At 40.8% G+C, this 25,726-nt stretch carries 32 protein-coding genes; 2 read left to right on the forward strand and 30 right to left on the reverse strand.

Annotation, left to right across the window (positions count from 1 at the left end; translation table 11 throughout):
• Positions 1–36 precede the first annotated feature (36 nt).
• A complete protein-coding gene (rpsA, locus tag BUA53_RS01890; RefSeq protein WP_072833532.1) occupies positions 37–1,983 on the reverse strand; it encodes a 30S ribosomal protein S1 in 1,947 nt (648 codons plus the stop codon).
• 353 nt (positions 1,984–2,336) lie between these two features.
• Between rpsA and BUA53_RS21400 the strand changes: the two genes are divergently transcribed.
• The gene (locus BUA53_RS21400) at positions 2,337–3,158 is read left to right on the forward strand and encodes a hypothetical protein (protein ID WP_072833533.1); all 822 of its coding nucleotides are present in this window, start codon (positions 2,337–2,339) and stop codon (positions 3,156–3,158) included.
• 37 nt (positions 3,159–3,195) lie between these two features.
• Here BUA53_RS21400 and BUA53_RS01900 read toward each other — a convergent pair whose 3' ends face one another.
• The 29 genes from BUA53_RS01900 to BUA53_RS02040 all read right to left on the reverse strand — a co-directional run bounded on the left by BUA53_RS01900 (position 3,196) and on the right by BUA53_RS02040 (position 25,494).
• Positions 3,196–4,446 carry a BaiN/RdsA family NAD(P)/FAD-dependent oxidoreductase gene (locus tag BUA53_RS01900; RefSeq protein WP_072833534.1) on the reverse strand — a complete coding sequence of 417 codons (1,251 nt, stop codon included), beginning with the start codon at positions 4,444–4,446 and terminating at the stop codon, positions 3,196–3,198.
• Between the two features lie 39 nt (positions 4,447–4,485).
• On the reverse strand, positions 4,486–5,286 hold the full coding sequence (gene map / locus BUA53_RS01905; RefSeq protein WP_072833535.1) for a type I methionyl aminopeptidase: 801 nt from the start codon (positions 5,284–5,286) through the stop codon (positions 4,486–4,488).
• A gap of 117 nt (positions 5,287–5,403) precedes the next feature.
• Positions 5,404–6,753, reverse strand: coding sequence for a preprotein translocase subunit SecY (secY, locus tag BUA53_RS01910; RefSeq protein ID WP_072833536.1), 1,350 nt, complete (start codon positions 6,751–6,753; stop codon positions 5,404–5,406).
• Between the two features lie 69 nt (positions 6,754–6,822).
• Positions 6,823–7,272 carry a 50S ribosomal protein L15 gene (gene rplO, locus BUA53_RS01915; protein ID WP_072833537.1) on the reverse strand — a complete coding sequence of 150 codons (450 nt, stop codon included), beginning with the start codon at positions 7,270–7,272 and terminating at the stop codon, positions 6,823–6,825.
• Positions 7,273–7,376: 104 nt separating this feature from the next.
• The gene (gene rpmD, locus BUA53_RS01920; protein ID WP_072833538.1) at positions 7,377–7,559 is read right to left on the reverse strand and encodes a 50S ribosomal protein L30; all 183 of its coding nucleotides are present in this window, start codon (positions 7,557–7,559) and stop codon (positions 7,377–7,379) included.
• 68 nt (positions 7,560–7,627) lie between these two features.
• A complete protein-coding gene (gene rpsE, locus BUA53_RS01925) occupies positions 7,628–8,146 on the reverse strand; it encodes a 30S ribosomal protein S5 (RefSeq protein WP_072833539.1) in 519 nt (172 codons plus the stop codon).
• 84 nt (positions 8,147–8,230) lie between these two features.
• Positions 8,231–8,590: a 50S ribosomal protein L18 gene (rplR, locus tag BUA53_RS01930; RefSeq protein WP_072833540.1), complete on the reverse strand. Its 360-nt coding sequence runs from the start codon at positions 8,588–8,590 to the stop codon at positions 8,231–8,233.
• Between the two features lie 98 nt (positions 8,591–8,688).
• Complete coding sequence (gene rplF, locus BUA53_RS01935) at positions 8,689–9,243, reverse strand: 50S ribosomal protein L6 (RefSeq protein ID WP_072833541.1); 555 nt, start codon at positions 9,241–9,243, stop codon at positions 8,689–8,691.
• A gap of 90 nt (positions 9,244–9,333) precedes the next feature.
• A complete protein-coding gene (rpsH, locus tag BUA53_RS01940; RefSeq protein WP_072833542.1) occupies positions 9,334–9,732 on the reverse strand; it encodes a 30S ribosomal protein S8 in 399 nt (132 codons plus the stop codon).
• Between the two features lie 124 nt (positions 9,733–9,856).
• The gene (gene rpsN, locus BUA53_RS01945; RefSeq protein WP_072833543.1) at positions 9,857–10,126 is read right to left on the reverse strand and encodes a 30S ribosomal protein S14; all 270 of its coding nucleotides are present in this window, start codon (positions 10,124–10,126) and stop codon (positions 9,857–9,859) included.
• 68 nt (positions 10,127–10,194) lie between these two features.
• Entirely contained in the window at positions 10,195–10,761 is a 567-nt protein-coding gene (gene rplE / locus BUA53_RS01950) for a 50S ribosomal protein L5 (RefSeq protein WP_072833544.1), read from the reverse strand.
• A gap of 2 nt (positions 10,762–10,763) precedes the next feature.
• Positions 10,764–11,093: a 50S ribosomal protein L24 gene (rplX, locus tag BUA53_RS01955; RefSeq protein ID WP_072833545.1), complete on the reverse strand. Its 330-nt coding sequence runs from the start codon at positions 11,091–11,093 to the stop codon at positions 10,764–10,766.
• 53 nt (positions 11,094–11,146) lie between these two features.
• Positions 11,147–11,515, reverse strand: a complete 369-nt coding sequence (rplN, locus tag BUA53_RS01960) for a 50S ribosomal protein L14 (RefSeq protein WP_072833546.1) — start codon at positions 11,513–11,515, stop codon at positions 11,147–11,149.
• A gap of 105 nt (positions 11,516–11,620) precedes the next feature.
• Positions 11,621–11,908: a 30S ribosomal protein S17 gene (rpsQ, locus tag BUA53_RS01965; protein WP_072833547.1), complete on the reverse strand. Its 288-nt coding sequence runs from the start codon at positions 11,906–11,908 to the stop codon at positions 11,621–11,623.
• A 70-nt stretch (positions 11,909–11,978) separates the two neighbouring features.
• The gene (gene rpmC, locus BUA53_RS01970) at positions 11,979–12,185 is read right to left on the reverse strand and encodes a 50S ribosomal protein L29 (protein WP_072833548.1); all 207 of its coding nucleotides are present in this window, start codon (positions 12,183–12,185) and stop codon (positions 11,979–11,981) included.
• Between the two features lie 80 nt (positions 12,186–12,265).
• Positions 12,266–12,688, reverse strand: coding sequence for a 50S ribosomal protein L16 (gene rplP / locus BUA53_RS01975; protein ID WP_072833549.1), 423 nt, complete (start codon positions 12,686–12,688; stop codon positions 12,266–12,268).
• Between the two features lie 100 nt (positions 12,689–12,788).
• On the reverse strand, positions 12,789–13,598 hold the full coding sequence (rpsC, locus tag BUA53_RS01980; RefSeq protein ID WP_072833550.1) for a 30S ribosomal protein S3: 810 nt from the start codon (positions 13,596–13,598) through the stop codon (positions 12,789–12,791).
• Positions 13,599–13,620: 22 nt separating this feature from the next.
• On the reverse strand, positions 13,621–13,959 hold the full coding sequence (rplV, locus tag BUA53_RS01985) for a 50S ribosomal protein L22 (protein ID WP_072833551.1): 339 nt from the start codon (positions 13,957–13,959) through the stop codon (positions 13,621–13,623).
• Positions 13,960–14,043: 84 nt separating this feature from the next.
• A complete protein-coding gene (rpsS, locus tag BUA53_RS01990) occupies positions 14,044–14,313 on the reverse strand; it encodes a 30S ribosomal protein S19 (RefSeq protein ID WP_072833552.1) in 270 nt (89 codons plus the stop codon).
• 30 nt (positions 14,314–14,343) lie between these two features.
• On the reverse strand, positions 14,344–15,183 hold the full coding sequence (rplB, locus tag BUA53_RS01995; RefSeq protein ID WP_072833553.1) for a 50S ribosomal protein L2: 840 nt from the start codon (positions 15,181–15,183) through the stop codon (positions 14,344–14,346).
• 54 nt (positions 15,184–15,237) lie between these two features.
• Positions 15,238–15,537, reverse strand: coding sequence for a 50S ribosomal protein L23 (gene rplW, locus BUA53_RS02000; RefSeq protein WP_072833554.1), 300 nt, complete (start codon positions 15,535–15,537; stop codon positions 15,238–15,240).
• A 117-nt stretch (positions 15,538–15,654) separates the two neighbouring features.
• A complete protein-coding gene (gene rplD / locus BUA53_RS02005) occupies positions 15,655–16,296 on the reverse strand; it encodes a 50S ribosomal protein L4 (RefSeq protein ID WP_072833555.1) in 642 nt (213 codons plus the stop codon).
• Position 16,297: 1 nt separating this feature from the next.
• Positions 16,298–16,915, reverse strand: a complete 618-nt coding sequence (gene rplC, locus BUA53_RS02010) for a 50S ribosomal protein L3 (protein WP_072833556.1) — start codon at positions 16,913–16,915, stop codon at positions 16,298–16,300.
• A 315-nt stretch (positions 16,916–17,230) separates the two neighbouring features.
• Positions 17,231–17,536 (reverse strand): 30S ribosomal protein S10, encoded by a 306-nt coding sequence (rpsJ, locus tag BUA53_RS02015; RefSeq protein ID WP_028787065.1) that lies wholly within the window; start codon positions 17,534–17,536, stop codon positions 17,231–17,233.
• A 223-nt stretch (positions 17,537–17,759) separates the two neighbouring features.
• Positions 17,760–18,659, reverse strand: coding sequence for a BON domain-containing protein (locus tag BUA53_RS21405; RefSeq protein WP_217652907.1), 900 nt, complete (start codon positions 18,657–18,659; stop codon positions 17,760–17,762).
• Between the two features lie 123 nt (positions 18,660–18,782).
• Positions 18,783–20,963, reverse strand: a complete 2,181-nt coding sequence (locus BUA53_RS02025; RefSeq protein WP_217652908.1) for a right-handed parallel beta-helix repeat-containing protein — start codon at positions 20,961–20,963, stop codon at positions 18,783–18,785.
• A gap of 124 nt (positions 20,964–21,087) precedes the next feature.
• On the reverse strand, positions 21,088–21,885 hold the full coding sequence (locus BUA53_RS02030) for a DUF4382 domain-containing protein (RefSeq protein ID WP_072833558.1): 798 nt from the start codon (positions 21,883–21,885) through the stop codon (positions 21,088–21,090).
• A 294-nt stretch (positions 21,886–22,179) separates the two neighbouring features.
• Positions 22,180–24,327, reverse strand: a complete 2,148-nt coding sequence (gene fusA / locus BUA53_RS02035; protein WP_072833559.1) for an elongation factor G — start codon at positions 24,325–24,327, stop codon at positions 22,180–22,182.
• 354 nt (positions 24,328–24,681) lie between these two features.
• Entirely contained in the window at positions 24,682–25,494 is an 813-nt protein-coding gene (locus BUA53_RS02040; RefSeq protein WP_217652909.1) for a hypothetical protein, read from the reverse strand.
• Between the two features lie 67 nt (positions 25,495–25,561).
• On the opposite strand from BUA53_RS02040, the gene BUA53_RS21125 reads away from it, so the two are divergent.
• Positions 25,562–25,702, forward strand: coding sequence for a hypothetical protein (locus tag BUA53_RS21125; protein ID WP_175545999.1), 141 nt, complete (start codon positions 25,562–25,564; stop codon positions 25,700–25,702).
• Positions 25,703–25,726: the final 24 nt, after the last annotated feature.

Raw genomic sequence — 25,726 nt, forward strand, 5'->3', positions numbered from 1 at the left:
CAGGTGTTGAGGACTTTGTCATAAAAAGATATATGATTAGCCTTCAGTTTCAGGAGTAGTGCCTGCGGCAGATCCACCCTTCTCTTCCTGCTGTAATCTTTCTTTGATCTGTGCTAAAGCGCCAAGGTCTCCAAGGGTTGGTTTTTCAACTTTACCCTGCAGGCTCTTTACTGCTTTTTTGGTTTTGTCAGCATCAGCTCTTGCTTCCTTACGGGCAGCATCCTTTTCATCAGCCTTTGCCTGCTCCCAAATCCTGGCATGAGAAACAACAATGCGTTTTTCATTGCGATCAAATTCAATAACCATGAATTCAGTTGTTTCGTCAGCACCTACACTCTTACCATCTTCTTTTGCAAGGTGACGGTTAGGCGCAAATCCTTCCAAACCATAAGGTAATTGAACAATAGCTCCTTTATCATCCTTACGTAATACAGTTCCTTCGTGGATAGAACCAACGGCGAATGTATCCTGCAGGCTGTTCCATGGATCTTCTTCCAATTGCTTATGACCTAATTGCAGCTTACGGTTTTCTTTATCTATACCCAGGATGATCACATCAATGTTCTCACCTACTTTAGTAAACTCAGTTGGGTGATTGAAACGCTTCAACCAGCTAAGATCTGAGATGTGGATCATACCACCAATTCCAGATGTCAGCTCAACAAATACACCATAAGGTGTAATGTTTTTAACCACTCCGGTATGACGGCTTCCTTCAGGGAACTTAGTTTCGATATCGCTCCATGGATCCTGAGACATTTGCTTAATAGACAAGCTCATTTTACGGCTGTCTTTGTCAAGTGTTACCACTTTAGCTTCATGCTCATCTCCTAACTTGAAGAATTCTTTAGCATTGATAGGTGTGTTAGCCCATGTGATTTCAGATACGTGAACCAGGCCTTCAACACCAGGAAGTATCTCAAGGAAAGCACCGTAGTCTTCAATGTTCACTACTTTACCCTTAACGATAGAACCTTCTGTAATGGTTTCAGGCAACACATCCCAAGGATGAGGAGTTAATTGTTTTAAACCAAGAGAGATACGTTTTTTCTCGTCGTCGAAATCCAATACCACAACGTTGATCTTCTGGTCTAATTTCAATACTTCGCTTGGGTGGTTGATACGTCCCCATGAAATATCCGTGATATACAACAAACCATCTAAACCGCCAAGGTCCATGAATGCACCGAAATCGGTAATATTCTTAACAGTACCTTCCAGTACCTGGCCTTTTTCAAGTTTACCAATGATTTGAGCACGTTGTGCTTCAATATCGCTTTCAATAAGAGCTTTGTGAGAAACAACTGCATTCTTAATGGCTTCGTTGATCTTAACCACTTTGAATTCCATTGTTTTACCAACAAACTGATCGTAGTCTGTAACAGGCTTCACATCGATCTGAGAACCTGGCAGGAAGGTTTCCATACCAAATACATCAACGATAAGTCCACCTTTAGTTTTGCTGGTAACAGTACCTGTAACGATCTCACCAGTTTTATGAACCTCAACGATCCTTTCCCAGGCACGGGTAATGCGGGCTTGTTTACGGCTCAGGTTAAGATTACCATCACGGTCTTCTTTTTCCACAACCATAACTTCCACTTCATCACCAACTTTCAGTCCCTGGATATCTCGGAACTCGTTCAATGAAACAAGTCCATCAGACTTGAAACCAATGTTTAATACCACGTCTGTTTTAGTGATACCAACAACCAGTCCCCTGATCATCTCGCCATCGTTCAATTGCACGAAAGTGTTTTCATACACTTTGTCGTACTTGTCTTTTTCTTCCTGGCTGTAAGTAGCAACATTGCGTTTGTCAATACTCCAGTCAAAGTCGTCATGAGCTGTTGCAATTCTTTCTTCAACAGGCTCCTGAACAGGTACATTTGTTGTCGCTGTAGCCTGCTCTGTTGCTTGTTCAGCAGCAGGTGCATTCTCCTGTCCTTCAGCGTTTGGGTTAACAATTTGATTTTCTTCCATAATAAACCCCGTGTTTTTGTTCGGGGCGGCAAAGATACATTTTAGTTTATAGTCTATGTTTTATGGTTAATAGTTTTTTAAGTGGATATTACTTTTTTTTGTTAAGGCTGTGTAAAGGTTTGGGAGCTTTTAATGAAAGGGGCTGAGGCAATGGTATTTGCCCATAATGCTTTAAATTAAGGAGTACAATCCACTTATTTCATTCGATACAAAAAAACTCATACTTTTTAAAGCCATACCTCAAATTTTAGACGCATCCAAAATAAATGAAACAACCACTAAAAATGTTTTATAGTTTTTAATAATATATTCTATTTTGGTGCTATTACCTTTAAAACCTTAATATTTATATCGTGACCCTATATTTATCTAAAACTATCTTTCTGACAACCTTCGTATGCTGCATAATATTTTCTCTTACGTCAAAAAGCCAAAGCAAAACGCCTAACTGTTTAGAACTGAAAACAGGAACATTTTATTCTTATCCAAAGAACTCTAACCTTCGATACAATTTTACTAGAACAGACGATGTACAGAAAGAGGTTAATACTAATTCAGGTGATTCTGTTCTCTGGAAAGTAAACTGGATAAGCGATTGCAGTTATACTCTTAAATACATATCAGGAAGTGAAAAACAGAAACCAGAAGAGGCAGACTTTTTAAAGAAGCATAAGCTGCTGTATGAAATTGGTAATATAACACCTAACTATTATTTATTTAAAACTTACGTGGACAATAATAAAAACCCGGTTATTATGTCCGACACTGTTTGGTTTAAAGAAAAAACATTAGTTACAGACAACTCTTTATTTAAGCAGATTGATATCTCTACAGCTTACAGAATACGTCTTAAAGACACTTCAAAGTTTGCGCTCTTATATGTTTACAGGCCGGGGAAATTCCCATGCTCCTTTATTGATTATATTGTTTATTACAATGACAATATTATGTATTTGGCAAAAAATAAATCAGCATATGTATTTAAAATTTTAAAAGAAGGTCCTGCAATGATTCGGGCAGTAAGCCAGGGTAAAGAATCAACCGTTAAACTTGACGTGCAATTTGGGCAGCGGTACTATTTAGCTTCAGAAATTGTTTGGGGCAGCCCATGCAAACCCATTCTTCTAATTACGGATGAAGAAAAAGGAAGAAAAGAGTTTGAAAAAATTCAATAATATTGAATTATCATTTGAAGGCAAATACCTAAGCATTCTACTCCTCATGACTCAGCGAAAAAAGAGATGTAGTTATCATTTTCGCTGCTATCCAACCGCTTGTCCATGCATGCTGAAAATTAAAGCCTCCTGTTATACCATCCACATCAAGAATCTCCCCTGCAAAGAACAGGTTAGGCACCTTTTTGGACATCATAGTTTGCGGATCTACCTCCGATAAGGCAATGCCCCCAGATGTAACAAATTCTTCTTTAAATGTGGTTTTCCCTTTAACTATTAAAATATAATCAACAAGATTTTTGATCAGGAGGTTTTCCAGTTTGGCAGGGAGGTCAGCAAACCGCATTTCTGTAGAAATTCCTGCCTGTTGAACGAGGAACTGCCAGAAACGGGCTGGCAACTGACCCACAACATGGTTGACGATCTTCTTCCCTGCAATGGAAATCCTGAAGTTTTGAAAGGCTTCCTTCAAACTCTGTTCGTTGTATTCCGGAATCCAGTTTATGTGGATGGTAAATGCGTAATTTTTTTGGGCAAGTTCCCTTGCTCCCCAGGCACTTAGTCTTAAGATAGCAGGACCACTTAAACCCCAATGAGTGATCAGCACCGGACCTTCTTCCGATAATTTGGAGCCTTCGATCTTCACTCTTGCTTTTTCTACAGACACCCCCATTAATTGAGTAATGGGATGACCTGGAATATTAAAAGTAAACAATGATGGCACAGGTTCAGAAATGGAATGTCCTACATTTTGTAACCATTGAAACATAGAAAGCTTGGGATAACCTCCACAGGCAATACAAACATAATCAGCAGTTACCTGCCTGTCATTATTTAACTGAAGATGAAATATTCCCTCCCTGGATTGAAGATCCCTGACTTCAGTATTCAGTCTTATATCAACACCATAACTATTGGCTTCATTCAAGAGGGTATTAATGATAGTTTCAGAGGAATCGGTAGATGGAAACATTCTTCCATCTTTTTCTGTCTTTAAGGCGACACCTCGTTCATGAAACCAACTAATCGTATCTGAAGTAAAAAACTGGTAAAAGGTTTTTTTTACAAAGTTCTGACCCCGTGGATAACGTTTACTCATTTCCGTTATATCAAACAAAGAATGGGTCACATTACACCTTCCTCCCCCGGATATTCTTACCTTGGATAAAAGCTTACTTGTTTTCTCCAAAAGTTCTACCTGCAGACCTGGGTTCATCCTTGCTGCATTAACTGCACAGAAAAACCCTGCAGCCCCACCTCCTATCACTATTAACTTCTTACGGGGCATAAAATTTCTATTCAGAACAGGTTTATAAGAGGAACGAAATCAATAATCCGAAAAAAGATTAATATTGGCTTTCTCGGCAACCTCTATAGGTGTATAATTGGATAAGATATCAGCCTTCTCTTTTCTTATGCATACATCATGTTCAAAATGAACCGAAGGTTTTCCATCCTTTGTCCTAACAGTCCAACCATCGGCATCTGTAAATACATCTTTCTTTCCCAAATTGATCATGGGCTCTATAGCCACCACTAGTCCTTCCTTAAGAACAGGTCCGGCACCTCTTTTACCATAATTAGGCACCTGTGGATCTTCGTGCATACTTCTTCCCAATCCATGACCAACCAGTTCACGTACCACACCATAACCATGTTTCTTTTCTGTATGTTCCTGTATGGCAAAAGATATATCACCAACCCTGTTACCGGCAATAGCCTTTTCAATGCCTTTATAAAGAGATTCTTTAGTGACCCTTACTAACTGAATAACTTCATCAGCAGGCTTGCCTATCATAAAAGTATATGCATGATCACCATGAAACCCATTTTTATAAACCCCTACATCAACAGAAACTATATCTCCTTCTTTTAGTTCATAAGCTCCAGGAAAACCGTGTACTACTACATCATTTACTGAAATACAAGAGTTGTAGGGGTAACCATGGTAATTTAAAAAGGATGGAACGGCTTTATTGTCCTGGAGAAATCCTTCAATGAACTGGTCTATAGATAAAGTTGTAATTCCCGGTTTTAATATTTTCGCTACTTCAGAAAGTGTTTTACTTACCAGTAATGCACTTTCTCTCATCAATTCAATTTCCTCGTTGTTTTTATAATGGATCATATAATTAATTCCTGCTTAAAATTTTTATTTAAGAATCTATATTGAAACGCTCACCTTTTTATAAACAAAAACCTGGCAAGTAAGCTTACCAGGTTTCATTAACTATTTTTATTCTTATTAATAAGAAGCCTGGGTAACAGTTCTTCCCTGGATACGACCACTTTTCATTAATCCATCGTACTGACGCATTAATAATTGTGTTTCGATCTGTTGAAGTGTATCCAAAATTACGGCTACCATGATCAACAGAGATGTACCACCATAGAAAGTAGAAAATCCTGCTGTAACGCCAAGTAATTGTGCAATACCGGGAAGAATACCAACCAATGCCAGTAAAAATGCACCAGGTAAAGTAACCTTATCCATAATAGCACCAATGTAATCAGCTGTAGGTTGTCCTGGTTTTACACCGGGAACAAAACCATTGTTCTGCTTCAGGTTATCAGAGATCTGTTTAGGATTAAAGATCAAGGCCGTGTAAAGGAAAGTAAATCCAATAACCACAACAGCATAGATGGTCATGTACCAAACATTGGTATGGTCGGTAAATATCCTGTTAATACCTTGTCCTGTTTCAGTCTTTGCTAAACTTGTCAGGTTGAACAATGTTGGCAGGAACATGATTGCCTGTGCAAAGATGATAGGCATTACACCAGCACTGTTCACCTTGATGGGAAGGAATTGGCGGGCACCACCAAACTGGCGGTTACCTACAATCTGCTTGGCATAGTTAACAGGTATCTTACGTGTTCCCTGAACCAATAAAATACATCCAAGTATGATAGCAATAAGTACAGCGATCTCAATGATGAATACAAGGATCTGTCCTGAACGAACTGATTTATTTGTTAACTCCTGTAGGAATGATTGAGGTAAACGGGCAAGGATACCGATCATGATGATCAGGGAGGTACCATTACCTAATCCTTTATCTGTAATCTTCTCACCTAACCACATTACGAACAAACATCCGGCAGTTAAGGTAACTACAGTGGAAAGCCAGAAATAATCTGCATAACCTGGCATCACACCACCGCTTTGGGCAGTAATTTGTTTGAGGTAAGCAACATAAGCTGATGCCTGAACAACTGTAACACCAACTGTCAGGTACCTTGTCCATTGATTGATCTTTTTACGGCCACTCTCTCCTTCCTTTTGCATTTTCTGGAATTGCGGTACCAGAACTGTCATAAGCTGGATGAAGATAGAGGCAGAAATGTAAGGCATGATACCCAATGCAAAAATGGATGCCTGTGAAAAAGCACCACCAGCAAATGTATCAATTAAGCCAAGGATACCGCCACTAGCCTGTTTGGCTACCTGCCCTAACGCTGTAGGATCAATACCAGGGAGTACGATATGTGTACCTACACGATAAATGAAAATAAGGATCAGGGTATACAAGATCTTGCTGCGCAATTCCTCGATGCTCCAGATATTTTTTAAAGTCTTGATTAAATTTTTCACGGAAAATTCAAAGTTTACGGTCCATAAACAAAAAAAGACGCATTGCTGCGCCTTGCAATTTACTAAAAATTACTTCACTAATTCAACCGAACCACCCGCAGTTTCGATAGCCTGCTTAGCTTTCTCGCTGATTGCGTTCACTTTGAAGACCAGCTTAGTTTTTAATTCTCCGTTTCCTAAGATCTTTACCCTGTCAGTCTGGTTGATCAGACCGTTGGTATATAGGTTTTCCAATGAAAACTCCTGGATACCATATTTTTCAATTAATTGCTCTATCTGTCCGAGGTTGAAAACCTTATATTCAATACGGTTGGGGTTTTTGAAACCGCGTTTAGGAACACGACGCTGGATTGGCATCTGGCCACCTTCATGTGCCATCTTCCTTTTATAACCTGCACGGCTTTGACCACCTTTGTTACCTTTTGTTGAAGTGCCACCATGACCGGAAGCTTCACCACGACCAATACGTTTTTCCTTATGAACAGCGCCTTTTGCAGGGCGTAAATTGTGTAGATTCATCTTACTTGATTTTTACTTACGGGGAATCTCCCCTCGCTTGTTAATTAAAAATATAAAAATGAAAACAGATCACCGGGATGCCATTTTCATTTTATAATGCTTTATTAAGCAACTTCTTCTACAGACACCATGTGTTCAACTTTGCGAACCATGCCTAATATCTGTGGAGTAGCTTCAACTTCTTTAGTTGCATTCATTTTGTTCAAACCCAATGCCTGAAGCGTTAACTTCTGCCGCTCTGGCCTGTCAATCGGGCTTTTTACTAAAGTGATCTTTATCTTTTTCATACTAATAATATTGAAGGTGAAAGGACATACAAAGGGATTAACCTGAATATGAATACCTCTTCCCTGGATTATCCGTTAAATACTTTCTTTAAACCAATTCTTCTTGTCCTGGACACAGAAATTGGTTCTCTCAACAATGCCAGAGCTTCAAATGTTGCCTTAACAACGTTGTGAGGATTAGCAGAGCCTAAAGATTTAGCCAATACGTCGGTAACACCCGCGCTTTCCAAAACTGCACGCATAGATCCCCCAGCGATAACACCGGTACCATGGGCAGCTGGCTTTATCAACACTTTAGCTGCACCAACCTTAGCTAACTGGTCGTGAGGAATTGTTCCATGCATTACAGGCACCTTTATCAGGTTCTTCTTTGCATCTTCAATACCTTTTGTAATAGCTTCCTGAACTTCTTTTGCTTTACCTAAGCCATGACCAACCACACCTTGTTCATTGCCAACAACCACTAATGCAGAGAAGCTGAACGTACGACCACCTTTGGTAGTTTTTACTACACGATTAATAGCAACTACCTTTTCTTTTAATTCCAGGTCGCCTGCTTTTACTCTGTTTAAAATTGCTTTTGCCATTTAATCTATTTAAGATTTAATATGTAAGATTGAATATTTGATTGAATGACTTAACTATTAAATATTAAATCTTCAATCTTAAAATTAAAATACCAGTCCGCCCTCTCTTGCACCTTCAGCCACTTGCTTCACACGGCCATGGTATAAATTACCACCACGGTCAAATACTACTGTTTCAATTCCAAGGTCTTTTGCCTTACGGGCAATTGCCTGGCCTACCAGCTTGCTTTTTTCAGATTTATTGCCTTTTTGGGCAGCAATGTCCTTATCTCTGGATGATGCAGAAGCCAGCGTTGCTGAATTGTCATCATCAATCAATTGAACATATATATCTGCGTTACTGCGAAATACAGAAAGACGTGGCTTTTGCGCCGTTCCTGCTATCTTGGCACGGATACGGTAGCGTATGTTCTGTCTCCTGGATAATTTTGCGCTTGTTCTCATTTTATTCTGTTTATCTCCCTGATACTGCCAGGGATATTTTATATTTTACTTTCCAGGTTTCCACTATTAAATAGTGAAGAAACCCAAACAAAAAACTATTACTTACCTGCGGCTTTACCAGCTTTTTTACGAACAACCTCACCCTGGTAACGTACACCCTTTCCTTTGTATGGTTCAGGCTTACGCAGGCTGCGGATCTTTGCTGCAACAGCACCAATCAACTGACGGTCTGTTCCTTCCAAGGTGATTGTTGGATTCTGACCTTTTAATTGTTCAGTAGCCACTTTCAATTCCTTTGGAATTTCAAAGATGATATTGTGAGAGTAACCTAAAGCAAGATCCAATACATTTCCAGTATTAGCAGCCTTAAAACCTACACCAATTAATTCCAGTTTCTTTGTATAGCCATCTGTAACCCCTTTTACAAGGTTGCTTACAAGAGCTCGGGATAAACCATGAAGCGCACGGTGGCGGATCTGGTCAGTAGGACGTGTAACGATGATCTGGCCGTCTTTCACTTCCACTTTAATATCACGATCAATCGGCTGTTTTAATTCGCCCTTTGGTCCTTTTACAGTAACCACATTATCAGAACCTACGCTAACCGTTACGCCGGCGGGAACTGCAACTGGAGCTTTACCTATACGAGACATAAAATATGTTTTAAATTATTTGATTAAAGTTGTTACGTTATTGACCGGTCAGCCTGGATAGGTGTCGGCTTAATGTATCAACAACTGGTATTAATATATATAACAAAGAACTTCACCACCTACATTCTGCACTTTAGCTTCCTTGTCTGTCAAAACACCCTTAGAAGTAGAGATGATCGCTACACCTAAACCATTTTTAACACGACGGAAATCACCTGGCTTGGAATAGTGACGCAAACCTGGGCGGCTCACTCTTTCCAAACTATGAATTGCTGGTTGCTTTGTTTGAGCATCATACTTCAGGGCTATTTTGATCAAGCCTTGTTTGTTATCATCTTCAAACTTGTATTTCAGAATATAACCCTGGTTGTACAGGATCTCTGTCATACGTTTTTTCAGGTTAGAAGCCGGAATCTCTACGATTCTGTGGCCTGCCATTTGCGCATTACGTATTCTTGTCAAATAATCTGCAATAGGATCTGTTACCATATTATTAGCCCTCCTACATTCCGCCGGAGCGGAACAATTGGATAGTTTAAATTTTTAATTTATTGTTTACTGTCATTGATCCTGATCGTTACACTTTTGCTTCAACCTTTGGATCAATTGTATTTTACCAGCTTGCTTTTTTCAAACCTGGTATCATACCATTTAAAGCCATATCACGAAGTGCGATCCTGGAAATACCGAAATAACGGCTATATCCTCTTGGACGACCTGTCAACTGACAACGATTTTTCAAACGTACCTTAGAAGAATTCTTTGGTAAAGCATCCAATGCCTGCCAATCGCCGGCTTCTTTCAATGCTGCTCTTTTTTCAGCATATTGAGCCACCATTCTTTCTCTTTTACGTTGTCTGGCTTTTACTGATTCTTTAGCCATAATTGTTTTTTAGTTTTTATTTCTGAATTAGTGATCCGGGGTTATTACCTCAAGATCCTATTATCAAATTATTTCTTTACATTTTTGAAAGGCATACCCAATTCTTTCAACAGTTCGAACGCTTCTTCATCAGTTTGGGCAGTGGTAACAAAGCTGATGTCCATACCAGTGATACGATTTACCTTATCAATATCGATCTCAGGGAAAATGATCTGCTCTGTAACACCCATTGTATAATTACCACGGCCGTCAAAAGACTTCTCATTGATACCTTTGAAATCACGTACACGTGGAAGTGCAACTGAGATCAAACGGTCAAGGAACTCATACATCTTCTCACCACGTAAAGTAACACGGGCGCCAATTGGCATGTTCTTACGCAATTTGAAGTTGGAGATGTCCTTTTTAGACATTGTTGAAACTGCCTTTTGACCACTGATCGTTGTCAGCTCTTCAAGGGCGATATCAACTAACTTCTTATCATTCACTGCACCGTTAACACCACGGTTAATAGCGATCTTTTCCAGCTTTGGAACCTGCATAATGGATTTGTATCCGAAACGTTTCATCAACGCAGGAATCACTTCATCCTTATACTTATTTTTTAATCTCGGAGTATATGTTGCTGTAGCCATGATTATATTACCCCTCCAGATTTTTTAGATATACGAATTTTTTTACCGTCTTTTTCTTCTCTCTTCACTTTAGCACCTTGCTTGCCATCCCACAACATAACATTGCTGATGTTGATCGGTGCTTCTTTCTTAATGATTCCGCCCTTTGTGTTTTGAGCTGAAGGCTTAGTGTGTTTGGTGATGATGTTCACACCTTCCACGATTACTTTACCTTCTTCAACCAATACATCTTTTACCAGGCGTGGCTTTTTCAGGTCCTTATCATCACCAGTGATCACAACCACCTGGTCGCCTTTCCTGATATTATACTTTGGTTTAAATCTTGTTTTCATTTTATTTTTCTTTTACCTCCCCATTCCAACGGGGATACATTTTACTATTTTTATTAAAGAACTTCAGGTGCCAATGAAATGATCTTCATATAACCTTTATCACGAAGTTCCCTGGCTACCGGTCCAAAAATACGTGTACCTCTTGGCTCATCGGCGGCATTCAGTATCACTACTGCATTGTCATCGAAACGGATGTAGGAACCATCCTTGCGACGCAGTTTATTTTTAGTACGAACGATAACCGCCTTGGCAACAGTACCTTTTTTGATACCGCCTGCTGGAATAGCGTCTTTAACAGTCACCACAATCTTATCACCCACTCCTGCGTAACGCTGACCACTGTTACCCAATACACGGATACAAAGCACTTCTTTAGCACCGCTGTTATCCGCTACGTTTAAACGGGATTCTTGCTGGATCATTTTTATTTTAAGCTTTGAGCTATTAGCTTTTCAGCCAATAGCAATTAATACAATGTTTATTTGAATCTGCAGCAGAAAGCGGGGCTTCCGATCTGCAGGACTTTCTTACTTCACTTTCTCAACGATCTCTACTAATCTCCAACGCTTGGTCTTGCTCATAGGGCGAGTTTCCATGATGCGAACAACATCTCCAATACTTGCTTCATTCTTCTCATCATGAGCATGGAACTTGGTAGTCTTTTTTACGAACTTACCATAGATCGGGTGTTTTACTTTTCTTTCCACGGCAACAGTAATGGTCTTAGTCATTTTGTTGCTGGTAACAACACCGATCCTGGTTTTTCTCAGGTTCCGGCTTTCCGTTGTTGTTGCTGTAGTTGTATTTTCAGCCATATTATTTAAGCTTTAAGCCTCAAGCGTTGTGCTATAAGCCCGGGGCTCACAGCAACAGCTTGTCGCTGTTCTATCCTAATTGTTTCTTTTTTAATTCAGTTTTCAAACGGGCTACTTCCTTACGAAGACCCCTGATGCTCATTGGATTCTCCAATGGAGAAATAGCATGTGCAAATTCAAGCTTTTTTAAGCGCTGCTCGTCTTCACTGATACGGGCTAGCAGATCCTGCTCGCTTAAACCCTGAATGCTTTTTTTGAAATCTACTGTCTTTGACATGTTCTTAATTTGAAAATGTTATGATTGAAAAGCCACACTTAAACGTTCACACTTTGCTTACCGTCCAATCTCCTAATTACTTATGCCTCCGCTAAATCGCGGCGCTTGATGAATTTTGTTGCAATGGGTAATTTACCTGCTGCAAGGTTCAATGCTCCTTTTGCTACCTCCTCTGTTACTCCATCTATCTCGAAAAGGATACGACCTGGCTTAACTACAGCAGCCCAGTACTCAAGGTTACCTTTACCCTTACCCATACGAACCTCTGCAGGCTTATTGGTAATGGGTTTATCAGGAAATATGCGGATCCACACGTTACCTTCACGTTTCATATGACGGGTTAACGCTTGTCTCGCCGCTTCTATCTGACGATCGGTGATCCAATGATTTTCCAAAGCTTTCAGTGCAAAAGAACCAAAAGAGATAGTTGCTCCTCTTTTTGCATCGCCTTTCATGCGACCTTTCTGCATTTTCCTGTGCTTTGTTCTTTTCGGCTGTAACATAAAATCAATTTGATATTTCGATAATTTGCCAATGTTCTCACACCAGCTTATCCTATTTTATAATCGTTTTGTTTCTATTAGTCAACTCCTGGTTAACTACTTATTGATGCTGGCCTCTGCCACCACGACCCCTGTTGAAGTCACGGCCTCCGCCACCCTGGCCACCGCCACCTTGTCTTCTTTCTCCACCTCTGAAGCCACCACCTCTTTCGTCTCTTCTTTCTCTCCTATCGCTTACATCGCTCTTACCACCAACAAAGTTTGGATTCAGGTCTCTCTTCTGTAATACCTCACCTTTACATATCCATACCTTGATACCAATTTTACCATATACTGTTTGTGCAAACACATTGGCATAATCAATATCCATACGGAATGTATGAAGAGGTGTACGACCTTGCTTGAATTCTTCGCTACGGGCGATCTCAGCTCCACCTAAACGGCCGCTTAATTTCACCTTAATACCTTCTGCACCCATACGGAGTGAAGATGCAATAGCCATTTTAGTAGCTCTTTTGAAATTGATACGATTTTCGATCTGGCGGGCAATCGTATCTCCTACAATCATAGCATCCAGCTCGGGACGACGGATCTCAAGAATGTTGATCTGTACATCCTCTTTGCCTGTAAGCTTCTTCAACTCTTCCTTGATGCGATCAACCTCGCCACCACCTTTTCCTATGATGATACCAGGTTTGGATGTATGAATGGTAACGATCAGTTTTCCTAATGTGCGTTCAATAACGATTTTGGCAATGCCACCTTTATTGATACGTGCATTCAGGTATGTCCTGATCTTGTTGTCTTCGATCAGTTTGATTGCAAAGTCTTTTTTATTGCCATACCAGTTAGATTCCCATCCCCTGATGATGCCTAACCTGTTACCAATAGGATTTGCTTTTTGACCCATGATTATACTTTAATAATTTGAATTAAGGTTTAGCGTCTACAATTACTGTTACGTGATTGCTTCTTTTACGTACACGGTATCCGCGACCTTGTGGTGCCGGACGCATACGCTTCAATGTTCTTGCTCCATCAACAAATATGGTCTTTACAAACAACTGTCCTTCATCACCACCTTCATTTTTTTGCTTCCAGTTGCTAATGGCACTCAACACCAACTTACGCATAGGCACTGCAGGGTGCTTTGGATTGTGTTCTAAAACAGCCAAAGCCTTTTCTACTTGCATGCCACGTATCAAATCCGCTAATAAGCGCATTTTGCGTGGAGATGTTGGATAATTTCTCAGTTTTGCTACTGCTTCCATTTTTATATAGTTTCTTGTTTATAGTCTTTTGGTTTTTGGTTGGTCTCTTGGCAAGAAACCATAAACCTTAAACCATAAACTCTTTTATCCTTTTTTACTTGAATGTCCTCTAAAGTTCCTGGTTGGTGCAAACTCACCTAACTTATGACCTACCATGAACTCTGTAACATACACAGGAATGAATTTATTCCCGTTATGTACAGCAAACGTATGACCTACAAAATCAGGAGTGATCGTTGAGCGGCGGCTCCAGGTTTTGATCACACCTTTCTTGTTTTTGCCCTCGTTGATAGCTAACACCTTGCCTTCAAGATTAGCAGCTACATAAGGACCTTTTTTAATTGAACGAGCCATTTTATATTCTGTTTAGAATTGTCAGTTTAATTATTTAGCCAGCTTCTTACCGTTCTTACGTTGGATGATCAGCTTATCACTGCCTTTACCCTTTGTACGTGTTTTCAATCCACGTGAGTATTGACCATTCCTGCTACGAGGTTGACCTCCGGAAGCACGGCCTTCACCACCACCCATTGGGTGATCTACCGGGTTCATCGCAACACCACGGTTTCTTGGCTTAATACCTTTCCAACGGTTTCTACCAGCCTTACCCATTGACTGCAACTGGTGATCGCTGTTAGAAGCAATACCAACTGTAGCATAACAATTGATCAATACTTTTCTTAACTCACCGCTTGGCATTTTAAGAACAGCATATTTTTCTTCTTTGTTGGAAAGCTGTGCAGATGCACCAGCACTACGGGCGATCTTACCACCCTGGCCAGGCTGCATTTCTATGTTGTGAACAACAGTACCCAAAGGCATGTTCTTCAATTGTAAAGCGTTTCCTAATTCAGGAGCTACAGCATCACCGCTAACTACAGTCATTCCAACTGTTAAGCCCTGTGGTGCCAGTATGTATCTTTTTTCACCATCTGCATAATGCAATAAGGCGATAAATGTTGTTCTGTTTGGATCGTATTCAATAGTTGCAACTTTACCAGGTATATCTTTCTTATTACGTTTGAAATCAATGATACGGTACATCTTCTTATGACCGCCACCTATATAACGCATTGCCCTGCGACCCTGGAAGTTACGACCACCAGTACGTGTTTTTATTTCAACCAGTGACTTTTCGGGCTCATTGGTTGTAACCTCTGCGTATGCATTTCCGATTCTCCAACGAGTACCGGCTGTAATGGGTTTATACTTTTTTAATGCCATGACTTTATTTCTTTTTCAACATTTGCGGCTGTTGAAGCCATTCTTGTTTACGAATTAGATGTTAGAATACAAATCAATGTTTTCACCTTTAGCTACAGTTACCATAGCTTTTTTATAAGCTGGCTTCTGACCTTTGGTAAATCCTTTTTTTGTATAACGGGTTTTGTTCTTACCAGGAACAACGGCAGTGTTTACATCCACTACACTAACTCCGTAAAATTCCTCGATAGCTTTCTTGATCTCGAGTTTATTTGCTTTACGGGCAACCTTGAAAGCATAACGACGCAGGCTTTCCTGCTGGCTGTTTGCCTTTTCGGTTAAAATTGGTTTTATCAGTACTTCAGAAAGTTTCATCTGAATTCAATTTGAAAATTTGACAATTCAACAATGTGACAATGAATATTCAAAACCACCTGTCTTTTACTATAAGAACTTGTATCAGCAAACTGGCCAGGCCAGTTAACCAATTGATTAAGCAGCTACTTCTTCTTCCTCACCACCAGCAAATATCTTAGCAGCGCTTTCTGTTAACACTAATACTTCCGAATTCACCAGGTCGTAAGTGTTTACATCACTCATTAACATTGTCAGCACTGACGGGATGTTACGAGAGCTTACATATGCTGTTTCATTATACTCAGGAAGGATGAACATCAGTTTCTTATCACCTACTTTCAGGCTGTTCAGCATGTTCATGAAGGTCTTTGTCTTTGGAGTTTCCAATTGAACATCCTCAACAACAAAAATCGCATTGTTCTTTGCCTTATGAGCTAATGCTGACATCTTAGCCAGGTCCTTCACTTTACGATTCAACTTGATGTCGTATTTGTGAGGCTTAGGTCCGAATATAGTACCACCACCCTTGTACAAAGGGTTACGGATGTTACCCTTACGGGATCCACCAGTTCCTTTCTGACGGTGAAGCTTACGGCTTGCACCTTGTACTTCGGCACGGGTTTTCACTTTATGTGTACCCTGACGCTGGGCAGCCAGGTATTGCTTTACAGCAAGATATATGGCGTGGTCATTTGGCTCGATACCAAATATTTCTTCAGGAAGTTCAACAGTTCTACCTGTTTCTTGTCCTTGTATGTTTAATACTTTTACTTGCATTTTACTTCTGGATTAAAACGATTGAACCATCGTGGCCTGGAACAGAACCACCAACCAATATGTAGTTTTTATCAGCGAAGATCTTAACTACTTTCAGACCTTTTACTTTCACCCTATCCTGGCCCATTCTGCCTGCCATGCGCATTCCTTTGAATACACGGCTTGGATAAGATGATCCACCAATAGAACCCGGGGCTCTCTGGCGATCGTGCTGGCCGTGGGAGGCTTCACCCACACCAGAGAATCCATGGCGCTTTACAACACCCTGGAAACCTTTACCTTTAGTTGTACCAACCACATCAACTTTATCGCCTTCAGCGAAAATGTCAACAGTGATGGTGTCACCAATATTTTTTTCCTCGAAATAGTTTCTGAATTCTTTTACACACTTTTTAGCCGAAGTATTGGCCTTAGCGAAGTGATTTTTCTCTGCTCCAATTGTGTGCTTTTCTTTCTTATCGCCGAAAGCGACTTGTAAGGCATTGTAGCCATCTGTATCCTGCGTTTTAACCTGGGTAACAACGCAAGGACCAGCCTCAATGATCGTGCAGGCAGTTTGTTTGCCGCTTGCATCGAAGATGCTGGTCATCCCAATTTTTTTACCAATGATTCCTTTCATTTTCTTTGCGGTTTTTCCCCGCAAGGTTATGCAAGACATTCTTCGATTGGGAAGCTCATCCCTGAGCTTGTCGAAGGGTCAATCCTGGTTCATCAACCGACCTTTTCCTTTGGTTCGACGGGTATCGATTCGGAAGTACCGGTGACAAACAAACCTCGAAGGGCTTGTTTATATATAACCCCTATACAATTAAGTAGTTGGGGAAGTTTCTTGATCAGAGCTCTTTTCTTTCCTGCCTCAGCAGGAAGTTGAGAGATGATTATAAATTTGATAAGAACTAATTTTTTCTAAAAGACCTGCCAGGCAGGTCATCTGTCATGCCTTGATCTCAACCTCTACACCAGATGGAAGATCCAACTTGGAAAGTGCATCTACTGTCCTGGAAGAAGACGTATAAATATCCAGTAAGCGCTTGTGAGTAGCTAACTGGAACTGTTCACGGCTTTTCTTGTTCACGTGTGGTGAACGCAAAACTGTAAATATCTTCTTGCGGGTAGGAAGAGGAATAGGACCTGTTACTACAGCACCTGTGCTGCGAACAGTCTTAACTATTTTCTCTGCTGATTTATCTACCAGGTTGTGGTCGTAAGACTGTAATTTGATTCTGATTCTTTGTGACATATGCCAAACCCATTTTTGGAATGGGAGTGCAAAGGTAACGGGTTGAGTTTAAACAGACAAAAGTTTAATAAACAAATTTTGTGAAGAAACCATTAAAGGCCGCTCAAAACCACCCTCTATCAGAATTTTTGCGTTATTAGCTTAAAAATTCACTGTCATCGTTCAATATTACTATAGGAAAAACGCCCTAACCAGGGCGTTTATCATTTCTATTTCATACAATTCATTCCCTGGTGTATGAAGAAGTACCTGTTTCCACCCGAATTCGATTTTCCACGTTTCTAACACCAGATATGGATTCTACCAGGTCTTCAGCTCTTCTTTTTTCATCCCTGGATGCTGCTGTACCTGTAAGTATGACCTCGTCACCTTCCACCTTCACCTCTATATTAGAAGCATCGAGGTAATCATCATCGCTAAGCCTGTCGCAAACATCCTCCCTTATACGGTCAGCTGATCTTCTGTAATCCTTGGGACCTTTTCCTCTATGGCCCCCGGAACGGCTTTCATCCATCCGGCGGCGTCTTTCTGCATCATCATCTCCAAACCAGGAGGAAACCTCATCTCTGGTTCTATCCCACCAACCTCTGTCTACTCCACCCTGGGTAGCATTTCCATAATTACTGGTATCCCCACCATAAATGCTTTCCTGTCCCCTGTTTCGGTCATTATAATCCCCCGAAGCATACCTGCCACCATAAACATCCCTATCCCTTGAACCATAATTATCTCCACGGTTTGCATTCATTCCCCGGAACCGGTTTTGATTGCTGCCATACCCGCCTGAGGTTCCATAGGTCTGTCCATAATTACCAGTGTCTCTCCATTGACCCTGTCCCCTATTCCAGTCATCATGCTGCCTGTAATCATGTTCTGAGCTATACCCGCCCGAAGTATTCCGCCAATCGTTCCGGTTTTCACTATTATAGTCACCGCCCCGGCCAAAATTCCTGTTTCCTTTATTTCTGCTCCTATCGTCATTCATCCAGTTCCTGCTACCCTGGTGACTGGCATTTCCATAATTTCCATGGTTGTATTCACCCTGGTCATTAAATCGATTTTGATTTTGTTCCCAATCCTGGTTATAAGATTGAAAATCATCCTTTTGATTATTCTTTGCCATAATATAAGGATTTAAAAATGAAGTAATAATGCAGGAATTGCATAAAAAACTATGCCTATATTATTATCTTTCAAGGACTTATAGATGAGTTAGTTACCTATCAGCCAGGGTGGTAATCCCTGGTTAGTCATCCAGTTTTTGAAGTTTAAGGCTGAGTGTTGCAAAATTTCCCAGTTCCACATGTTCTACCCTGAAATAATGTATTCCTTTCTTTACATGTATAATTGCTCTCCTGTTGGGCGATTCATCAAAAACATATTGAGACGGATCCCATTCTTTAATGATGAGTTTCCCATCAACATACAACTTCACTGCATCATCCCATGAAACACTTAATTCATATTTACCTGCATCCATATCTGCTTTGCCTTCTGCCAGGGTCAGGAACTTAACATATTGCTTGTTGGCTTCTCTCATGCCTCCCCACCAGGCATAATTCAACTGGTTCACAGTGTCAGTTTTAAAAGGTGGTTGAATAGTGATTGCGGGTATGGCGTTTGAATCTTTAAAATTAAATGAGTCTATAGCATACCATTTTACTGTAAAATCTATTGGCTGGAAGAATTTCCTGAACTTAAACCGGAAAGGCTTACCTGCAGATATAGTATTCCCCCATTGGTCAGAAAACTTGCTGCCTTTATATTCGGCCACAATCTCGATATCGGATTTTAGACCCCCAACTTTCTCAGCAGTGAACGTAGCAGGTAAAACACCCTTTTTTATAGAAATATTCTTTATTCCTTTTATGGACACGATCTTCCACTTGCCCGTTGGACCAAGTATATTAAACACCATTTTACCTGAGGTATCTGTAGGATTGGTATTCCATACCAGCGGATAACCGAAATTGTAAGGTCCCCATTCCGTGATCATGATATTTTTTCTGCCTGCCAGTTTACCATTTCCTTTAAAAGGATCTTTTGCATTTTTTATTTCAGGAAGATCAGGCTTGTAGTCCTCTGATAACTGGTACATTAAGTCTTCATGGAAAGAAGTGTCAATTGCTGTTACTGTTGAATCTATTTGGTACTCAACATCACAAAGGGACACCCGGTTATCAAAAATTTTCAGGCTATCCGTACGGGTTATATCATATACAATAGGATTCTTGTTAAAACTGTTCCCGGCAATAGTATATGCTGCACTCCTGGTATCCCTGTATTTTGGATAACCCCAACCAGGTGATTGCGTTTTATCAGACCATAATTTAATTGCTTCCTTATCCTCATAAAATATATTATGGTGTATACTATTATTCAAGCCGTGTTCTATAGCAATGGCAATCCTGTTATACCGGAATTGGTTATTACTAATATCAGTCTCATAACTATACCCCGCCCATATTCCATGATCACATTCAAATACCCTGTTGTGGATGATCTTATTCCTGCTAAATGTTGCTTCTATGCCATTGGTGGGAGCATATGAAAAATCGTTATCCAGTAAAACATTATCATTACAGCCTCCTTTGCCTGTATCCATTGTTGTTTGTCCCGCCCATAGGAAAAATCCATCTCCACCATGTGTCACGGCATTTTTATAAAAAAGGTTATTATTGCTTTGTTCATAGATCAATATACCTGCACTATCCTGCCCACGGTTATAAACTCCATGACTATATCCCCTGACATTAAAGATGATCCTGTTGTAACAAACCTTATTACCAGAGCAACGGTACATACCAAGGCCAATCCCCGAGTTAAAAGAAAAATCATTGTTATAGATCATTCCATTAATGCATTGCATCAGCATTAATGCATTTTGCCCACCTGTAACTTTGCAATTGGCAACGGTAGCATTATTACATCCCTGCAAGTATATGCCAGCTCCATACCGCATCCATTCATTGTTTTCATTATGATGATAACTCATCCAGTCAGAAATATCCTCCTGCTCCTGGGTGCTGTTCAAGTGTGGCCTGTAATTATAACTGAGATCACAGTTTTCAATTTTCAGTCCTTCAATATTGCGGGCAAGTAAGGCTATTTTATAACCATGGATTGAAAGATTTTTCACAGTAATATTTTTACCAGACCTGATGTACACAGCAATGCCTTTAAAATGATCAGGGGCCTCTCCCGGCAAGCCTCCTTTCACCACTGCATTATTAAAATCTATAGTAATATCCGAGCCTTCAATAATTATTACTGCTTTGTCTAAATTTTCAGAGGTCTTGAAGGAATATAAGCCAGCCTTTATTTTTTGAGATGTGCGGAGAATTATTCCATTCTTCAAGGTCGTTTCCTGAGCACGGGCGCCATGCGACACCCATAGTATTAAAAATCCAATAAGGTATTTGATCATTGGTGAGCCTTTCATTTCCATGTCAAGTTAATGAAATGAAATTTCTGATGCTTCTTATGCTAAAAAATACACGCAAAAAAGCCACCCGCTACCAGGTGGCTTAGAAAAGTTATGATATTAGTCATTAATGTGCTAACCTGACTGTATCAACTGTAGTTACTGCATTAGTGGCAACATTAACCCCTGTTAAATTCTGGCTTTTAAAAGTTGAATCTGCCGGGGCAAAAGCAAGTGTATAGGTTCCGGCATTCAGGCCCTTCACCATATAGCTTCCATTGGAAGTGTAGGTGCCTGTAATGGTATCTGATCCCTGGATGGCATATACTGCTGTATGAACACTATCAGGCAATACAAAGCCTTTAATGCTTCCACCTATAGCAGCCAAACTGGTACGTATAACCGGTTTTAAAATATATTTTCCATTTCCGGTTTTCACAATAGACCTTGAGGCATCAAAATCCAGTAATAGTTTGTAGGTAATCCCCGCATTCACATCCTGGTTGATATTTAATTTTAAACCTGATTGCTGTGCACTAGGTGTGGTCAATGGAATTTTTTGACCATCCACAGTTACATAGTTGTTTGGACCAAGTATAAGGCGTATTTGCTCAATTTTTCCAGGGTTTAACTCTGCATCCCCTAACAAGGTGTCATTGTCATTCACCAATTTTAAGATGTCATAAGATCCCCTGTTTACATTAGAGAGACTTTGCCATCCATTGGTGGAATCGGAAGAATAGTTGACCATGATGTCCTTAACATCAATTACTACTTCATCATAATTACCCGGATCATCTGTCAGGTAAACCTGTAGCCTGGATTTGTCTGCACTGGCAGCTGCAGAATCGTTTTTAGAACAGGAATAAGTAGCCACACTCGTAATAGATAGGAAGGCTAAGGCAAGGATTGTTGTAAGTTTCATAGATTACTTTACGCAGAGCTCGGCAAGTTTGATGCCATTTTAACAACTACATGATATCTTTTAATAAAAATGGGCTCCAAAGAGCCCAGGGTTCAATTACCAGATTGGTGTTTTTCATAAGCCCAACGGCCGGATCAAAACGGGGATCCTAAAAACGGGAATCGAACATTTATAATAAAACAAATGCAATGCCTAAAAACCACTGTATGATTGATCTTAAATAAAAATTATCATAACAAAAAACCCCTGCGCTTAAAGCGAGGGGTTTTTACTATAATATCTAATGAAATTTTACTATTCAGCACTCACCTTTCCTTTGCTCTTGGCGATCACTTCTTCAGCGATACCATTTGGCGCCGGCGCATAGTGAGAAAATTCCATGGTAGAAGAGGCACGTCCGGAAGACAAAGAACGCAATTGAGTTACATAACCAAACATTTCACTCAATGGAACTTTTGCCTTTATCACCTGCACACCTGCACGGGTATCCATACCTTCCATCATACCACGACGACGGTTAAGGTCACCGGTCACATCACCCATGTACTGGTCAGGTGTAAGTACTTCCACTTTCATAATGGGTTCAAGTAATACGGGTTTAGCTTTACGTGCTGCTTCACGGAAACCTTGCTTTGCACAAAGTTCAAATGACATGGCATCAGAGTCAACCGCGTGGAAACTACCATCATAAACACGGATTTTCATATTGTCAACAGGATAAGATGCCAAAACACCAGTACCCATTGAATTTTCAAAACCTTTCTGAATGGCTGGAACAAATTCACGGGGAATAGATCCACCAAACAGGTCATTCACAAACTGGTAATGCTTGTCAGGATTTGCTTCTTTCCAATCAGCATCAATAGGACCTAATTCGAACATAATGTCGGCAAACTTACCACGACCACCGGACTGCTTTTTCAGAACTTCCCTGTGTTGAACTGTGGTATTGAAAGCTTCTTTATAGGCAACCTGGGGAGCGCCCTGGTTTACTTCTACTTTAAATTCACGACGCATACGATCGATGATGATCTCAAGGTGCAATTCACCCATACCACGTAAAATGGTCTGGCCGGTATCTTCATCTGTATTTACACGCAATGTAGGATCTTCTTCAACCAGCTTGGATATAGCCATACCCATTTTATCAACGTCAGCCTGGGTCTTTGGCTCAACCGCGATAGCGATTACTGGTTCAGGAATAAACATGTTCTCCAGTGTGATCGGGTGATTCTCATCACACAATGTATCACCGGTCTTGATTTCTTTAAAACCAACCGCAGCTCCAATATCACCTGCTTCAATGAAGTCGATAGGGTTTTGCTTATTGGCAAACATTTTCATGATACGGGAGATACGCTCTTTCTTACCACTTCTTACGTTCAATACATAAGAACCGGCATCAAGGTGACCAGAGTATACACGGAAGAAAGCCAGGCGACCAACAAATGGGTCAGTCATGATCTTGAAAGCCAGGGCAGCAAATGGTTCTTTAGCATCCGGCTTACGGGATTCTGTTTCACCAGTGTCTGGATTCACACCATTTACGGCTTCGATATCCATTGGTGAAGGCAGGTAACGACATACGGCATCCAATGCTGTTTGTACACCTTTATTCTTAAATGAAGATCCGCACATCATTGGTACGATGCTAAGGTCAATTGTAGCCTTACGTATAGCTTCATGCAATTCATCTTCAGTGATCGTATTAGGATCATCAAAGAATTTCTCCATTAATTTATCATCGTATTCTGCAATAGACTCGATCAGGTTCTGTCTCCACAATTCAACGTCCTCTTTCATATCATCCGGAACTGGAATTTCGTCGAAGGTCATACCTTCTGTTTCCATATGCCAAACGATCCCTTTATTTTTAATAAGATCTACTACACCTTTAAAATCATCTTCTGCACCGATGGGTAACTGCAGCGGAACTGCTTTAGCACCCAGCATTTCTTTTACCTGGTTAACCACCATTAAAAAGTCTGCTCCGGAACGGTCCATTTTATTTACAAAACCGATACGTGGTACGCGGTAGCGATTGGCCTGGCGCCATACTGTTTCGGATTGTGGCTCAACTCCATCAACGGCAGAAAACAACGCGATCAAACCATCTAATACACGCATGGAACGTTCTACTTCTACTGTGAAGTCCACGTGACCCGGAGTATCGATTATGTTGAAATAATATTTTTTGGTATTAGCGTCTGCCTTTCCTTTTACGGTTGGGAAGTTCCACTGGCAGCTTACAGCAGCGGAGGTAATGGTAATACCTCTTTCTTTTTCCTGCTCCATCCAGTCAGTAGTGGCGGCACCATCGTGTACTTCACCAATTTTATGGATCATACCCGTGTAGCGCAAAATACGCTCGGTAGTGGTAGTCTTACCCGCATCAATGTGAGCGGCGATACCAAAGTTGCGTTGAAATTTCAAATCTGCCATGATTATAAAAATTGAATATTGTACAAATAATTTTTCCGCTAATAACTATTACCGGAAGCTTAGGTTGCTGAAGTAAACGATACTTTCTTCCATTCTGCCACAACTACCCTTGTTTACCCGCTACACATCAACGTTTCAGCCAATTCCTGCACACAGATTACACCAAACTGAAAATTGAGTGTGCAAAGGTAGGGAAATACATTGCATTTCATGCAATTGCTGCAACAATGTTTGTTAAATGAGGGGGTGCAATTGTTGAATTATTACCCGAAAATGAACTCCTTTCCTTATGCATAATTTTTGCAATTCATATAATCATTCGTAATTTCAAAACATAAATTTTATTAACTCTCATTAAATCCTATCAACAATGGCAAAATCAACCAAGAAGGCCGCGCCTAAAAAATCGGCGAGCAAGAGCGCTGGCGGCAGATCTTCTTCAAAAGGGGCTTCCAAAAAAGGAGCATCTAAATCAGCCAGTCGTAGCGGCTCATCTTCAAGAGGTGGCTCATCTTCTGGTCGTGGAACATCTTCTAAAACAGCTTCCAAATCTTCAGGTTCAAGAGGCGGAGCATCAAAAAAAGCAGCTCCTAAAAAAGCAGCAGCTAAAAAAACAGCATCAAAAAAAACAGCATCAAAAAAAGCAGCTCCTAAGAAAGCAGCTTCTAAGAAAGCGGCGGGCAAGGCTTCTTCCAGCCGGGGCGGATCAAGCAGGTCAGCCTCTAAAAGTTCATCCCGAAGTAGTGCAGCTTCTAAAAAATCTTCATCATCCCGTGGAGGTTCTTCCTCAGGAAGAAGCGGATCATCCAGCCGCGGTGGATCTTCAAACAGAGGTGGATCTTCCAGCCGTAGTGGCTCAACTTCTTCCAAAAGTGCATCAGGACGCAGCACCAGCCGCAGTGGTGGTTCTTCATCCAGCCGTGGAGGTTCAGCATCCGGCAAAACAGGATCATCTTCCAGCAGAAGTGGGTCTTCTTCAAACAGAGGGGGTTCTTCTTCCAGCCGTAGCGGTGGAGCATCCAAAAGCGGTTCATCAGCCAGTCGATCATCCGCTAATCGCGGCGGTTCTTCTGCAAGCAAGAGCGGTTCCTCATCAAGCCGCAGCGGTGGTTCTTCGAGAGGCTTAGCTTCTGCAAGCAAAAGCACAAGGGCCAAGGTAGCTAGCAAAGGAGGATCTTCTTCAGGTGGAAGCCGCAACAGAAACCGTAGCACGGGCAGCAATTCCAATAATGCAATGTCCCAGGGGTCAGGCCAATACCAGGGTTCTGACATCAGCACAGGAACTCAAACGCCTGAAGCGGTAACTACTCCTACAGATATTTTCGATAGTGGTATTGCAGGTGGTTCTTCTATGGAAGGCGGCAATAACGCTTAATAAATAGCAGCCAATAAAAAACCA

It is taken from the genome of Flavisolibacter ginsengisoli DSM 18119, assembly GCF_900129295.1.
GTDB lineage: Bacteria > Bacteroidota > Bacteroidia > Chitinophagales > Chitinophagaceae > Flavisolibacter > Flavisolibacter ginsengisoli.

What these genes read in the sequence shown, in the direction of transcription:
- rpsA (WP_072833532.1), bottom strand. Translation starts at nt 1,983, where the DNA reads ATGGAAGAAAATCAAATTGTTAACCCAAACGCTGAAGGACAGGAGAAT.
- BUA53_RS01900 (WP_072833534.1), bottom strand. Translation starts at nt 4,446, where the DNA reads ATGCCCCGTAAGAAGTTAATAGTGATAGGAGGTGGGGCTGCAGGGTTT.
- map (WP_072833535.1), bottom strand. Translation starts at nt 5,286, where the DNA reads ATGATCCATTATAAAAACAACGAGGAAATTGAATTGATGAGAGAAAGT.
- rplO (WP_072833537.1), bottom strand. Translation starts at nt 7,272, where the DNA reads ATGAATCTACACAATTTACGCCCTGCAAAAGGCGCTGTTCATAAGGAA.
- rpmD (WP_072833538.1), bottom strand. Translation starts at nt 7,559, where the DNA reads ATGAAAAAGATAAAGATCACTTTAGTAAAAAGCCCGATTGACAGGCCA.
- rpsE (WP_072833539.1), bottom strand. Translation starts at nt 8,146, where the DNA reads ATGGCAAAAGCAATTTTAAACAGAGTAAAAGCAGGCGACCTGGAATTA.
- rplR (WP_072833540.1), bottom strand. Translation starts at nt 8,590, where the DNA reads ATGAGAACAAGCGCAAAATTATCCAGGAGACAGAACATACGCTACCGT.
- rplF (WP_072833541.1), bottom strand. Translation starts at nt 9,243, where the DNA reads ATGTCTCGTATAGGTAAAGCTCCAGTTGCAGTTCCCGCCGGCGTAACG.
- rpsH (WP_072833542.1), bottom strand. Translation starts at nt 9,732, where the DNA reads ATGGTAACAGATCCTATTGCAGATTATTTGACAAGAATACGTAATGCG.
- rpsN (WP_072833543.1), bottom strand. Translation starts at nt 10,126, where the DNA reads ATGGCTAAAGAATCAGTAAAAGCCAGACAACGTAAAAGAGAAAGAATG.
- rplE (WP_072833544.1), bottom strand. Translation starts at nt 10,761, where the DNA reads ATGGCTACAGCAACATATACTCCGAGATTAAAAAATAAGTATAAGGAT.
- rplX (WP_072833545.1), bottom strand. Translation starts at nt 11,093, where the DNA reads ATGAAAACAAGATTTAAACCAAAGTATAATATCAGGAAAGGCGACCAG.
- rplN (WP_072833546.1), bottom strand. Translation starts at nt 11,515, where the DNA reads ATGATCCAGCAAGAATCCCGTTTAAACGTAGCGGATAACAGCGGTGCT.
- rpsQ (WP_072833547.1), bottom strand. Translation starts at nt 11,908, where the DNA reads ATGGCTGAAAATACAACTACAGCAACAACAACGGAAAGCCGGAACCTG.
- rpmC (WP_072833548.1), bottom strand. Translation starts at nt 12,185, where the DNA reads ATGTCAAAGACAGTAGATTTCAAAAAAAGCATTCAGGGTTTAAGCGAG.
- rplP (WP_072833549.1), bottom strand. Translation starts at nt 12,688, where the DNA reads ATGTTACAGCCGAAAAGAACAAAGCACAGGAAAATGCAGAAAGGTCGC.
- rpsC (WP_072833550.1), bottom strand. Translation starts at nt 13,598, where the DNA reads ATGGGTCAAAAAGCAAATCCTATTGGTAACAGGTTAGGCATCATCAGG.
- rplV (WP_072833551.1), bottom strand. Translation starts at nt 13,959, where the DNA reads ATGGAAGCAGTAGCAAAACTGAGAAATTATCCAACATCTCCACGCAAA.
- rpsS (WP_072833552.1), bottom strand. Translation starts at nt 14,313, where the DNA reads ATGGCTCGTTCAATTAAAAAAGGTCCTTATGTAGCTGCTAATCTTGAA.
- rplB (WP_072833553.1), bottom strand. Translation starts at nt 15,183, where the DNA reads ATGGCATTAAAAAAGTATAAACCCATTACAGCCGGTACTCGTTGGAGA.
- rplW (WP_072833554.1), bottom strand. Translation starts at nt 15,537, where the DNA reads ATGAAACTTTCTGAAGTACTGATAAAACCAATTTTAACCGAAAAGGCA.
- rplD (WP_072833555.1), bottom strand. Translation starts at nt 16,296, where the DNA reads ATGCAAGTAAAAGTATTAAACATACAAGGACAAGAAACAGGTAGAACT.
- rplC (WP_072833556.1), bottom strand. Translation starts at nt 16,915, where the DNA reads ATGAAAGGAATCATTGGTAAAAAAATTGGGATGACCAGCATCTTCGAT.
- rpsJ (WP_028787065.1), bottom strand. Translation starts at nt 17,536, where the DNA reads ATGTCACAAAGAATCAGAATCAAATTACAGTCTTACGACCACAACCTG.
- BUA53_RS21405 (WP_217652907.1), bottom strand. Translation starts at nt 18,659, where the DNA reads ATGGCAAAGAATAATCAAAAGGATGATTTTCAATCTTATAACCAGGAT.
- BUA53_RS02025 (WP_217652908.1), bottom strand. Translation starts at nt 20,963, where the DNA reads ATGATCAAATACCTTATTGGATTTTTAATACTATGGGTGTCGCATGGC.
- BUA53_RS02030 (WP_072833558.1), bottom strand. Translation starts at nt 21,885, where the DNA reads ATGAAACTTACAACAATCCTTGCCTTAGCCTTCCTATCTATTACGAGT.
- fusA (WP_072833559.1), bottom strand. Translation starts at nt 24,327, where the DNA reads ATGGCAGATTTGAAATTTCAACGCAACTTTGGTATCGCCGCTCACATT.
- BUA53_RS21125 (WP_175545999.1), top strand. Translation starts at nt 25,562, where the DNA reads ATGTCCCAGGGGTCAGGCCAATACCAGGGTTCTGACATCAGCACAGGA.